Raw genomic sequence first — 12,568 nt, forward strand, 5'->3', positions numbered from 1 at the left:
GAAACCGTTTTTACATGGGGTTGCGTGGGTCAGTGGGCAGGTTCGGGCGGCCTCTCATAGGTCCCGGAGGCGCCCATTTCGCCTGCTGGCTTGGCGGAACCGCCGCCACCGCCGTAGTTGAACACCTCAAAGTTGGGGTAGGCTGTGCCGCCGTGCTCGCAGAGGTCGAGGCCTTCCATCTCCTCTTCGGGGGAGACCCTCAGGCCCATGGTCTTTTCAAGGAGCTTGAAGAGGCCGTAAGCCGTGGGGAAGGTCCAGGCAAAACAGGCCGCGATGCCGATGAGCTGAACACCCACCACGGACATGGAGAACCCGTTCATGTCGAAAATTCCTGCTGCCAGGGTGCCCCAGGCACCGCACACGCCGTGGACCGAGATGGCACCCACGGGATCGTCGATGCGGCATTTGTCGAAGAAGAGCACGGAGAAGACCACCAGGACGCCTGCCACAAGCCCGATGATGATGGAGCTTCCCGGGGACACGTTGGCACAGCCTGCGGTAATCCCCACCAAGCCGGCAAGGGCGCCGTTTAAGCTCATGCCCACCTCGGGCTTGCCGAAGATGATCCAGGAGGCGAACATGGCGGCCACTGCGGCCGAAGCAGCCGACAGGTTGGTGTTCACAAAGATCATGGCGATGCTCTTATCTGCCGTGGTGGTGGAGCCGGGGTTAAAGCCGAACCATCCGAGCCACAGGATAAAGACGCCCAGGGCAGCCAGGCCGATGTTGTGGCCCAGGATGGGCTTGACCTTGCCGTCCTTGGTGTATTTGCCGAGCCTCGGCCCCAGGACCATGGCTCCGGCAAGGGCTGCCCAGCCCCCGACGGAGTGAACCACGGTGGAGCCTGCGAAATCGATAAATCCCAGTTTTTCAAGCCATCCGCTGCCGTTGAGGAGGCCGCCCCAGGCCCAGCTGCCGAAGATGGGGTAGATGATGGCGCTGATGAGCACGCTGTAAATAAGGTATGCGGAGAATTTGGTCCGCTCGGCCATGGCACCGGAGACGATGGTGGCTGCCGTGGCCGCAAACACCACCTGGAACATCCAGAAGGCCAGGATCCAGGGATCACCGCCAGGGGTGTAGTCGCTCAGGAAAAAGCCTGAGGTGCCGATGAGGCCACCCTTGCTCACGCCGAACATCAGGCCGAAGCCCACGGCCCAGTAGGCCAGGGACCCCATGGAAAAATCCATGAGGTTTTTCATCATGATGTTGATGACGTTTTTCGCCCGGGTAAACCCGGCTTCCACCAGGGCAAAACCCGCCTGCATAAAAAAGACGAGGCATGCAGCCACCAGGGTCCAGACAAAGTTGGCATGCTCCTGGACCAGTGCAATGGCATCCCGGTTGGTCAGAGCAGTGGGGGTGTCGTCCCCTGCCCAGGCTGACGAAGCTGCGACCAGCAGCGCGGTAAGTGTCATGAATCTTTTTTTCATCTCTCTTTTCCTTAAGCGTTTGGTTGGGTGATGTTCCGTATACAGGCTTCTGGTTAGAGGGCTTCCCGGCCGCATTCACCGGTGCGGATCCGCACCGCCTGCTCCACGGGCAGGACAAAAACCTTGCCGTCCCCGATGTTTCCGGTTCCAGCCTTTTCTTCGATGACCGAGAGCACCTTCTCCATGATGGAGCGCTCCACAATGATCTCGATCTTGATTTTCGGGATAAAGTCCACCTGGTACTCTGCGCCGCGAAAGATCTCGGTATGGCCCTTTTGCCTTCCGAACCCGCGAACTTCGCTGACGGTCATCCCGTTGATGCCGATTTCGTTGAGGGCATCTTTTACCTCGTCCAGCCGGGACGGCTTGATGATTGCTTCAATTTTTCGCATGAAACTCTCCTTTTTTGTCGTGGATTCCTGTCTCCGTGATGTTGACTTGTGTATAGTGCAACGGGTGTGCCAAATTCGCGATATGGGTGAGCTACACCGATACAAGACCTTGAAACAACAACCCATGGCTTCCAAATATCTATCCGGCAAAACTTGCATTGAGGTGTCATGGCTTTTTGAATGGGTAACATTTTTGTGTTTTGAAAAAATAAAAAATACATATTTGTCATATCAAGTCGCGTCGTCCCGTCGTCGTCGGGGCGAAAGGCCACAAGCCCCCGGCCCGGGCCCACTTTTTCCCATGGAACCCACCCCGTCCTTGACAACAGCGAAAAACCTGCTTAAGTGTAGATAAATTGCGGCAAGAAGCCGTTGGTATTCGATTGACAGATCGTTATTGACATCCCCGGTGATCCGGTGATGCGTTCGGGCACTAAGCCCGGCGCTTCCGGTGCCGCAATACGCAACCCAAAGGCCACGAAGGCTCACGCCATCTCAAAAAAGAGGTGGTTGAGCCTTCGTGGCCTTTTTTATTTTCCGGGCAGGAAAGGGGACTCGGCCGATGGGTGAGAAAATCGAGGCACAAAAGGCGAATGATATTTTGCATTTTTGAAATATCCATTCGCACCTCGACAACCAGGCGTAAAAACAGATGATCGTTTTTAGCCTGGTTACTTTCTCATGACATATCCGGGTCAGCTCCCCCTGTCGGAGGGCATGCATGGAATACATGGTAACAAGTGGAGCCCAGGTCGGCACAGGCGAAGGGCAGGGTGCTGTGGCCCGGCTTTACGGAACAACCCTGGCACGGCGCTTCCTTCTTTTCGCAGGGTTGTGCATCCTCCTCGTGGTCCTTGGAATCTGGGCGGTCAGCGTGGGCTCATATCAGCTGTCGCTTTCCGAAGTGATCCGAAGCCTCATGGGCCTTGAGACGGGAACGGGCCGCATCGTGGTGTGGAGTATCCGCCTGCCGAGGATCACGGCGGCCGTGGTGGCCGGATGCGGCCTGGGACTCTCGGGTGTGGTCACCCAAAGCCTTCTCAAGAATCCTTTGGCCTCACCCTTCACACTTGGCATCAATCAGGGAGCGGCCTGCGGCGCGGCCTTTGCCATCGTGGCACTGGGAGCCGGTGGCCTGGACCAGGGCGCCCTGGCAGCCTCAGGGCCCCAGGCCTGGTCCATCCCCGGCGTGTGCGCCGTAACCCTCTGCGCCTTCACCGGTGCCATGACCGCCACGGTGGTGATTCTGGTGCTGGCCCGGCTCCGGGGCATGTCCCCGGAGTCCGTCATCCTTGCAGGCATTGCCCTTTCCGCCCTGTTTACCTCGGGCACGATTCTGATCCAGTACTTTGCCTCTGAGGTGGAGCTGGCCGCCGTTGTCTTCTGGACCTTTGGGGACGTGGCCCGTTCCGGCTGGCAGGAACTCGGCATCTTAGGGGCCGTGACCCTTGCCGTGCTTGTCTATTTCCTGATGAACCGGTGGAACTTAAACGCCCTGGCAGCTGGGGAAGACGAAGCCCAGGCCCTGGGGGTCAACGTCACCGGACTCCGCCTGTCAGGGATGATCCTTGCCACCCTGGTGGCCGCCCTGGTCACGGCGTTCCACGGCGTCATCGCCTTTCTGGGGCTTCTGGCCCCCCACATCGGCCGACGGCTTGTGGGAGGCGATCACAGGCTGCTTCTTCCCTTCTCCTGCCTCATCGGGGCCCTGCTGCTCCTCGGGGCAGACACCGCAGGCCGCCTGCTCGTTGGTTCCGGGGCCCTGCCCGTGGGGGTGCTGACCTCTTTTATGGGGGCCCCGCTTTTTCTTTTCCTTCTTATAAGGGGGATACACAGATGACTTTTTCCGTCGATAATCTCCACGTCGGGTATGGCAACGCCATGGTCCTGAGGGGTGTGGGATTCCAGCTTCCCCCGGGGTGTGTCTGCGGCGTTCTGGGCGTCAACGGCGCCGGGAAATCCACCCTGTTGAAAAGCCTCATACGGATCCTGCCCCCCTTGAGCGGGGAGGTGCGTTTAAACGATCTGGACCTCCTCCGCATACCAAGGCGACAACTCTCCCGGCACGTGGCCTATGTGCCCCAGAGCTCCGGTGCCCAGCTTCTCTCCGTCTTTGACACCGTGCTTTTGGGGCGCAAGCCCTATATCACCTGGGCACCGTCCCGCCGGGACCTGGCCATGGTGGAGAGCATCCTCACCACCATGCACCTGGACCACCTGGCCCTTCGGCCCGCGGGCAGCCTGAGCGGCGGGGAACTTCAGAAAGTCACCATCGCCCGGGCCCTGGCCCAGGAGCCTGAGCTCCTCCTCATGGACGAGCCCACCAGCAGCCTGGATTTGAAAAACCAGATGGACGTCATGGAACGCATCTCCGATATCGCCACCCGGCAGAACCTTACGGTGGTGGTCTCCATGCACGACCTGAACCTGGCCTTTCGCCATGCCGACTATTTCCTGTTGCTGAAAAACGGCGCCATGCATGGTTTCTGCCCCAGGGACGAGGTGACCCCGGAGATGATCCGGGAGGTCTACGGCGTTCCTGTGGCCCTGGAACGCATCCGGGGCCACACCGTGGCCGTGCCCCTGGACAGCCGACGGCAGGCAGAAACCATGGGGCCGTCCCTGGCCAAAGCCGGATAAAAATCCCAGCGACATTCTTGCTTACCACCCAACGATAAATGAAAGGGACCTTCAGTGTTTGCAACAGACGAATCGACCACCCACATGAAAGGGGAAGGTGACGCACCGGGAGCCGATGCGCTTCACAGCCTGTTCTACAAGGCCTCGCGCCACTACAAAGAGTTTTGTGCCATGAATGCCGCTGTTCGCCTGGGGCTCTTCGATGCCCTGGAAGAGCCCCTCACCCTCACCGGGCTCTGCACGGCCTGCAACCTGAAGCTCCCAGCGGCGGAGCACCTTGTGGAGCTCCTCTGTGAGCTGGGGCTCCTTTGCCGGAAAGAGGGACACTACCGGAACACCCCCTTGAGCGCCCTCTACCTCGTCTCCTCGTCTCCTCTGTTTCAAGGAGCGGTCATGCGGGATATCCAGAACGGGTTTGCCCTGTGGGACCGCCTGGACAGAGTGCTCCGCGAAGGCCCTCTGGATGTCATGGAAGAGGATTTTTTCGAAAATGGCATGGTGGATTCCCTGGCAGCTGAGATCCTCTGCGGAGAGCTCCAAAAGACCGTTGACGCCGTGGCAGCCATCCCCGCCTTTCAACAGGCCCGGAGCCTGCTGGACTTGGGGGGCGGCCACGGGCTCTATGCCATTGCGCTGAGCCGTATCAACCCCGAACTCCGAGCCACGGTCTTTGATTTCCCGGACATTGCCCGCAAGGCCGAAGAGGTCATGGCGGCCCACGGCGCGGACCGGGTCCGGTTTGTGTCCGGAAACCTCTTTACCGACGACCTGGGAAGCGACCACGACGTGATTTTTCTCTCCTACAATCCGGGGGGCAAAAACCCGGCCCTTTTAAAACGGATCCACGACGCCCTAAAACCCGGAGGGCTCTTTGTAACAAAGCACGTCTATTACGGAAAAGGGGAGGGCTCCAAAGACCGGCTGCTCGACCTGGAGTGGAGCCTTTCGGCCTTCAAGGGTGTGGGCAAGGAGGACAACATCTACCGGTTCTCCGGCGACCTCTCCTGGGAGGCGTACAGGGACCTTCTGGAACGCCACTTCACCATCAAGGAGATCCTGGAAGCCGACGCCTTCTCCGGCCACCCCCTGGCCAAATTCGGGGACAGGCTGGACTCCCGGATGATTGTTGCCGTCAAGAAAAGGCAGGCCACCTTATGAAACGCACCTTGATCATCCTATGCCTGCTCTTTTTTGGCTGGCTCTCACCGGCCTGTGCCGTGACGGTGCAGGACATGGCCGGACGCACCGTCACCGTTGAAGCCATCCCGCAGCGCATCGTCTGCCTGGCCCCGGGCACCCTGAGGCTCATCATCTACCTGGAGGCCAAGACCAAGGTGGTGGGGGTGGAAGCCATTGAAAAACGGTTCCCCACCACGCGCCCCTACTGGGTCGCCAACAGCGAGCTGTCCCGACTGCCGTCCGTGGGCCCGGGAGGCCCCGGGTCCATCAACGGTGAGCCGGATCTGGAGGCCCTGCTCGCCGCAGCCCCGGACCTCATCTTCATCACTTACCTTGAACGGCGCAAAGCCGACAAGCTCCAGGCCAAGCTGGGGATTCCCGTGGTGGTTCTCTCCTACGGCCCCTTCGGCCGGTTTGACGAGACCATGTACCGCTCCCTGCGCCTTGCCGGAAAAATCCTGGGCAAAGAGGACCGGGCGGAAGAGGTGGTGGGTTTTATCCGAGAGACGGAAAAGGACCTTGCCCAACGGGTGGAAGGGGAGAGCGCAGAGGAACAACCCGGGGTGTTTGTGGGGGGCATCGGGTTTAAAGGCACCCAGGGCATCGGAAGCACGGAGACCGCCTACGCCCCCTTTGACTGGGTAAAGGCCAGAAACGTGGTGGCTGGGCAAAGCACCACCGGTCATCTGTTTGTGGGCAGGGAAGCCCTCCTTGCCATGGACCCGGACATCATTTTCATCGACGGCGGCGGGCGGGGCAACGTGGCCCGGGACATGCAGGCCAAACCCGTTTTTTACCAGGGTCTCACCGCTTTCCGGGAAGGACGGGTCCATACCCTTCACTCCTACAACTGGTACATGACCAACATCGGCACGGCCATGGGAGACGCCTACACCATCGGCAAGATCCTCTACCCGAACCGGTTTGCCGATATCGACCCCGCAGCCATGGCCGACGAGATCTACACCTTTCTCGTGGGAAAACCGGTGTATGGGCAGATGAAAACAGCCTACGGCCCCTTGGGGGGCAAGCTGACCATGAAATAAAAGCCTTCGGCCCTGCCGAGACCAACCTGTTGGAAAGGTGACCAAACACCTTAAAGACATGGCCCGAGGCGTTTTAAAAGAAAGGATACAACCCAAATGTATGCACGCAAGGCGGTCTTTTTTGATTCACAAACAGGCGCCCCCTGGGCAACCGAAGCGTACGGCCCGGAGGAGCTGGATAAACTGGACCGGGTGTTTGCGTCTGCCGGTCCCCTGGAGGGAAAAACCGTGCTGGAGCCGGGTTGCGGCACCGGCCGCCTCACCGAGATCCTGGCTCGCAGGGTAGGTCCGTCGGGCCGGGTCATTGCCATGGATATCAGCCGTGGCATGGTGGCAGCAGCTAAAGAAAGGCTCGCAGATCAGGCCCATGTGGAGCTGCGGCAGGGACGTCTCGAAGCCTGTCCCCTTCCCGGGGAAGGGGTGGACCTGGCCCTCTGCCATCAGGTCTTTCCCCACCTCGAAGACCAGGAAGGGGCCCTTGCCCTTCTGACCCACAGCCTGAAGCCCGAAGGCCTTCTCATCATCTGCCACTTTAAACCGCTGTCCGTCATCAACGACGTGCACCGCAAGGCAGGAACAGCCGTGGAACAGGACATGATCCCCGAGCATGGGGCAATGGAGGGCATGTGCACCGAAGCAGGGCTGCGAATTATTGAATTGAGCGATGATGCAAGGGGGTATTTCCTGTGTGCAAGAAAGGCATGACCCCTTCTGACAGATACGTAAAATCTGGCCTTATCATGATCCTGCTGCTCATCACCGCAGCACTCCCGGGCAGCGCCACAGCAGGCGAAGAACCGGCACTTCTTCTGGACGATGTGACGGTCACCGCGTCCCCTGTCATCGAAGCAAACATCACCGACGCCTATGGGGCCAGGAAAACCCGGGTTACCGATGAGCAGGTGGAAGACCTCAATGCCCAGGACCTGGAGACAGCCCTCAGGCGAACCCCCGGGGTCAACATCTCCCGGTACAACCCCATCGGCTCTTTCGGCGGGGCCGAAGGGGGCGGGGTCTTTATCCGGGGCATGGGCTCCAGCAGGCCCGGGGCAGAGATCAAAACACTGTTTGACGGCATTCCCATGTACTTAAGCGTCTGGAACCACCCCCTCCTGGACACCATCCCCGTGGACGCCGCCCATGCCATTGAGGTGTACAAAAGCCCTCAGCCCCAGCACTTCGGAAACGCCTTCGGGGTGATCAATGTGGTGCCCAAACGCATGGAGACCGAAGGCTTTGTCACCAAGGGCCAGGTGGCAACAGGCCGCTGGTCCACCCTGGTGGGGACCGTGGAGCACGGCGGAAAAAAAGACAAGGTTGATTATTACATCGGCTGCGGGTACCGAAGCTCCGACGGCCACAGGGACGAAGCCGACGGTGAGCTGAAAAACGTCCACGCCAGCCTGGGTTTTGCCTTAAGCCCCAACTGGGACCTCAACATGGTGACCCTCTGGAATGATAATGAGGCCAAGGACCCGGGCGAAGAGGGGGCAGACCCCGCCCTGCGCGAAGGCAGCTTTGAGACGCGGACCTGGCTGGCCGAGGCCACCCTCTCCAACAGCTACGAACATGCCGACGGCAGCGTCAAGGTGTACTGGAACGGCGGGGAAGGGGACTGGCTGGACTACCCCGCGCCCACTCCGGGGGTCAGGGAGAACCTCTTCAACGATTCCCTGTTTTACGGGGTCAAGGCCCGGGAAACATTCTACCTGGACTATGGCCTGGAGTGGCTTGTGGGGTTTGACTGGGATTACAGCGAGGGAGAGTACGACAAGACCTTCAGCGACGGCTCAACCGACCGATGGGACGGCCACGACGTGACCCTTTTTTCTCCGTACACGGCCGTGAGCAGACAGTTCGGTTCCCAAGAAGGGTTCTACGCCGTGCCGTCGGCGGGGATGCGCTATTACGACAACACCGACTTCGATGACGAACTCGCACCCCACGCAGGGCTGGTTGCCGGTTACAAAGAGACCGAGGTGCACCTGAGTTATGCCCGGGGCGTGGTCTACCCGGGCCTTGAGGTGGTGGTCTTCTCCGAGAAGGTCATCCCCATGCTCAGGGATTCCTGGAAAAACTTGAACGCTGAAAAGGTGGACCATTTCGAGGCGGGAATCACCCGGAAGTTCGGGGACCGCGCCGTTGTGGACGTCACCTTCTTCTACGACGACGGCACAGACCGGTACGATCACGCCGCCGCCTCCCCCCGTGTACGACAACATCGAAGAATTCACCATCAAAGGCTCGGAGATCACCGTAAGCGTCAACCCCACCCGGAACCTCTCCCTGTTTGCCGGGGCGACCTTTCTGGACACCGACCCCGGGGACATGCCCTACGCTCCGGAGACCACGGTCACCGGCGGGCTCAACTGGCGTTTCTTTAAAGCCTTTACCCTGAGTTTTGACGCCTCCTACCTGTCGAGCATGACCGTCAGCTCCCAGGCCCGCAAGGCCGGTGCAAGCAATAATTCTCCGGTGGATTCGTATACCCTCGTCAACGGCCAGCTGAGCTACGCCTTCCACCTGCCCGGCATGGAAGGCGAGCTCTTTGTGGCTGGCAAAATTGACCGATCCTAATCCTACGAATACCTGCCTGGCTATCCCATGCCCGGGCTCAACCTCATGGGCGGTATCCGCTTCACCTTGTAGAGATGGTGTGTGTTTGATGAAGGGAGGGGCCCCCGGCAGACGTGCCGGGGGCCCCTTTTGGTTTGGTCTGCCAGCGACTGAGGTAGGTTCGGTAGAGATGCGTAAACCACCCCTTGTCCGGAAACACCCGCAGGGATGCAAAACTGTCCGGAGAAAAATAGGTACGCACAAAAGGGGTGTAGTCCGGGGTGGCTGCAAAGAGGAGAGCGGCCAGGCCGTAGACCGCCACCGTGGATTTCAGGTCCCTGGGGTTGGCAAACTTAAAGGCGGTCCCCGAGGAGCGCTTCGGGCCGTTGCCGAAAAGATCGAGACTCACCAGTTCGTCTAAAAGGAGGTGGATGAGAAAGCCTGCAAAGACGAAAAAGCCTGCCATCCAGACGGTTTGCCTGGAAAAGCTGAAGAAGTGGTAGAGGATGAGTGTGGATGAAAACCAGAAGACAAAGCTGGCCGGCACCGAGTGGATGATCCCCCGATGCACGGTGATACGAGTGAACATGGAGAAAAAGAGAAAATTGACCACGAAAAAACTCACCAGCCAGATGGTAAACAGCTCCGCGCAGCGAAATTGCACCTACTGGTTGAACATGATGAGAAACGAAATCACTGTGGCGATGAAGGTAAAGAGGAGCCGCACGGGAAGGGAGCTGTCCGAGTCGATGTCGGGCAAAAGGCCGCCCACAACGCCCATGACGAAAAAGAGCAACACTTCATCGGGGGTGGCAAGGGAGGCGGCAAGCAGAAAGGTAGCTGCCGCACTGCTGCAGAAACTGGAAACCGTAAGATGTGTCTTGAATTCCGCCACGCTGGTATCGCCCTTTTCGTTCATCATGTATCCATGAATCGTCAATGGTTTCCTTATACACCATTGACGGGCGTTGCGTAAGACGGGGCGGTAAATAAATGAGAGGGGAGGGGACAACCCGCCTTCCTCCTGTCACAGAAAGGAAGGCGGGCTTCAAGGGGAAAGGGATCAGCTCTTGGGCATGGTGCTCTGGCTCAGGGGCTTGTGATGCATGGTGGTACGGATCAACTCCATCACCACCGCACAGAAGATGGCGGGCAGCACCCAGGAAAACCCGGCATCGGCAAAGGGGAGCTTGGCGATGAGCTTGCCTGCGGCCCCGGTGCCCACTTTCAGGAAAGACAGCGCATCGAAAACGCTGACAATAAGGCAGCCGGTGACCGCGCCTTTGTACACGGCGGAACTCAGTTTGCTTCCCCAGAGAGCCAGGGCAATGAGGACGATGACGATGGGGTAGGCGATGATGAGAAGGGGAACCGAAAAGGTGACGATCTTCTCCACGCCGGACACGGCGATGAGGGTGCTGAAGACAGCCGTGGCGATGACCACGGGCTGATACTTGAGCTTTCCGTGGGAGAGTTTTTCAAACCAGGAGCCCACCACGGCGGTGAGGCCGATGGCGGTGGTCAGGCAGGCGGCGGACACGGCCAGGCACATGGCCATGCGCCCGGCGCTGCCCAGCACGGTGTTGGTGATGGTCACGATGAGATCGGACTTGGAGATCCCGTCCTCGAACATGCCGCTTGCCGTGGCCCCCAGAAAGAGGAGCCCACCGTAGACAAGCATCAGGCCCGTCCCTGCGATGAGGCCTGCCTTGCAGGTCAGGGAGATCTGCTCTTCGGCGGTTTTGTACCCCTTTGCCGCGATGGCCGAAAGCACCAGCCCTGCAAAGAGAATGGAGGCCAGGGCGTCCATGGTCTGGTAGCCTTCAATGAAGCCGCGGCCCAAAGGCTGGATCAACCCCTTGTCCACGGGCTGGCCTATGGGGCTTGCAATGCCCTTGGCAATGATCAGGCCGATAATGAGCAGCAGCAAGGGGGTAAGGTATTTCCCGATCTTGTCCACGATGCTGGAGGGCTTGAGGGCAAAAAAGAGGGTGACGGCAAAAAAGGCCACGGAGGCCGTTAAAGGGGAGACACCCGGGAAGAGGGGCTTGATGCCGATCTCATAGACCGTGGCACCGGTCCTGGGAATGGCAAGGAACGGGCCGATGGCCAGGACAATGGCCGTGCCCATCACCTTGGCGAACATCGGGCTCACCCGACCGGCAAACCGGTCCAGGGACCCGCCGGATTTGGCCAGGGCCGCCACACCGAGGATGGGCAGGCCCACGCCGGTGATAAAAAAGCCCAGCATACAGAAAAACCATGAGGTTCCGGACATAAATCCCAGGGCAGGGGGAAAGATCAGGTTTCCCGCTCCAAAAAACATGGCAAACAGAGCTGCTCCCGCAACAACGATATCCTTCATCTCTTTATTCACAGGTGTTACCTCCACCGATTCGAGCACTTGTTTGGGAGTTGCTTTTCAACTCCACGTTGACACAGAAATCGGAGGGTAACACAATCTTTTGCGGGATGACAGGGATGGACCCGATAGGCATTATCCACAATAAATACAATGTCTAATTAAGATAGTGTCGTAACCCACCAGATAAAAAGAAAGTTTTTGGCGAGCTTTCTTTTTATTCGTAAACCGGGCGCCGTTCATGTTTTCGATTTTTTACCCGCCCATCAAAAAAAAGACGGGAAAGCCCTTGTGAGAGCCCTTCTTCTTTAAGAAATGAAAGGGAGAGGCGGAAAAGGGACCACATTCATGGTGGCGGACCATGGCGCGGTTTGATGTGTTTAATCGTAGGATGGGCAAAGCGAAGCGTGCCCATGGTCTCCGGTAACCCCATTCAACCGGATGTGCTCGTGGCGTTCGATGGGGCCGCAGGCGCCGAGGGCGTCGCCACCCCAATGGGTTCGGCTTGCCTTTGCCCATCCTACGTGGTCGCGGATTATCGGCGTGGCTCGGTGTGTTTAACCGTAGGATGGGCAAAGCGGAGCGTGCCCATCGTTGCCCGGCAACCCCATTCAACCGGATAGGCTCGTGGCGTTCGATGGGCACGGCGCCAAGGGCGTCGCCACCTCAATGGGTTCGGCTTGCCTTTGCCCATCCTACATGGTCGCGGTTTATCGGCGCGGCTCGGTGTGTTTGACTGTAGGATGGGCAAAGCGGAGCGTGCCCATCGTTGCCCAACAACCCCATTCAACCGGGTGGGCTCGTGGCGTTCGATGGGCACGGCGCCGAGGGCGTCGCCACCTCAATGGGTTCGGCTTGCCTTTGCCCATCCTACGTGGTCGCGGATTATCGGCGTGGCTTGGTGTGTTTGACCGTAGGATGGGCAAAGCGGAGCGTGCCCATCGTTGCCCCACAAGCCTA

At 59.3% G+C, this 12,568-nt stretch carries 11 protein-coding genes and 1 pseudogene; 7 read left to right on the plus strand and 5 right to left on the minus strand.

From position 1 onward, the window contains the following. Positions 1-29: 29 nt before the first annotated feature. Together ACOYW1_RS11585 and ACOYW1_RS11590 are read right to left on the minus strand one after the other, a co-directional pair. Complete coding sequence (locus ACOYW1_RS11585) at positions 30-1,433, minus strand: ammonium transporter (RefSeq protein ID WP_482416328.1); 1,404 nt, start codon at positions 1,431-1,433, stop codon at positions 30-32. Positions 1,434-1,486: 53 nt separating this feature from the next. After that, complete coding sequence (locus tag ACOYW1_RS11590) at positions 1,487-1,825, minus strand: P-II family nitrogen regulator (RefSeq protein ID WP_482416327.1); 339 nt, start codon at positions 1,823-1,825, stop codon at positions 1,487-1,489. 721 nt (positions 1,826-2,546) lie between these two features. On the opposite strand from ACOYW1_RS11590, the gene ACOYW1_RS11595 reads away from it, so the two are divergent. The 7 genes and pseudogenes from ACOYW1_RS11595 (at position 2,547) to ACOYW1_RS11625 (ending at position 9,267) form a co-directional block, all read left to right on the plus strand. Next, positions 2,547-3,665 carry a FecCD family ABC transporter permease gene (locus ACOYW1_RS11595; protein ID WP_482422914.1) on the plus strand — a complete coding sequence of 373 codons (1,119 nt, stop codon included), beginning with the start codon at positions 2,547-2,549 and terminating at the stop codon, positions 3,663-3,665. Then, positions 3,662-4,465: an ABC transporter ATP-binding protein gene (locus ACOYW1_RS11600; protein WP_482422915.1), complete on the plus strand. Its 804-nt coding sequence runs from the start codon at positions 3,662-3,664 to the stop codon at positions 4,463-4,465. Before ACOYW1_RS11595 ends, ACOYW1_RS11600 begins: the two co-directional genes overlap by 4 nt. 54 nt (positions 4,466-4,519) lie before the next feature. After that, positions 4,520-5,623, plus strand: a complete 1,104-nt coding sequence (locus ACOYW1_RS11605; RefSeq protein WP_482422916.1) for a class I SAM-dependent methyltransferase — start codon at positions 4,520-4,522, stop codon at positions 5,621-5,623. Further along, positions 5,620-6,690 carry an iron ABC transporter substrate-binding protein gene (locus ACOYW1_RS11610; RefSeq protein ID WP_482422917.1) on the plus strand — a complete coding sequence of 357 codons (1,071 nt, stop codon included), beginning with the start codon at positions 5,620-5,622 and terminating at the stop codon, positions 6,688-6,690. The genes ACOYW1_RS11605 and ACOYW1_RS11610 overlap by 4 nt, the downstream gene beginning before the upstream one ends. Before the next feature lie 96 nt (positions 6,691-6,786). Next, positions 6,787-7,395, plus strand: coding sequence for a class I SAM-dependent methyltransferase (locus tag ACOYW1_RS11615; RefSeq protein ID WP_482422918.1), 609 nt, complete (start codon positions 6,787-6,789; stop codon positions 7,393-7,395). Between the two features lie 35 nt (positions 7,396-7,430). Continuing rightward, a pseudogene (locus ACOYW1_RS11620) lies at positions 7,431-7,865 on the plus strand (TonB-dependent receptor); the annotation flags it as partial. Positions 7,866-8,898: 1,033 nt separating this feature from the next. Continuing rightward, on the plus strand, positions 8,899-9,267 hold the full coding sequence (locus ACOYW1_RS11625; protein ID WP_482422919.1) for a TonB-dependent receptor domain-containing protein: 369 nt from the start codon (positions 8,899-8,901) through the stop codon (positions 9,265-9,267). Between the two features lie 61 nt (positions 9,268-9,328). Here ACOYW1_RS11625 and ACOYW1_RS11630 read toward each other — a convergent pair whose 3' ends face one another. From ACOYW1_RS11630 to brnQ, 3 genes are all read right to left on the minus strand, one after another. Next, a complete protein-coding gene (locus ACOYW1_RS11630; RefSeq protein WP_482422920.1) occupies positions 9,329-9,910 on the minus strand; it encodes a hypothetical protein in 582 nt (193 codons plus the stop codon). After that, a complete protein-coding gene (locus ACOYW1_RS11635) occupies positions 9,911-10,186 on the minus strand; it encodes a hypothetical protein (protein ID WP_482422921.1) in 276 nt (91 codons plus the stop codon). A gap of 123 nt (positions 10,187-10,309) precedes the next feature. Beyond that, positions 10,310-11,623, minus strand: a complete 1,314-nt coding sequence (gene brnQ / locus ACOYW1_RS11640; protein WP_482422922.1) for a branched-chain amino acid transport system II carrier protein — start codon at positions 11,621-11,623, stop codon at positions 10,310-10,312. Positions 11,624-12,568: the final 945 nt, after the last annotated feature.

The sequence above is a fragment of the Desulfoluna sp. CYM3A genome (assembly GCF_056829965.1).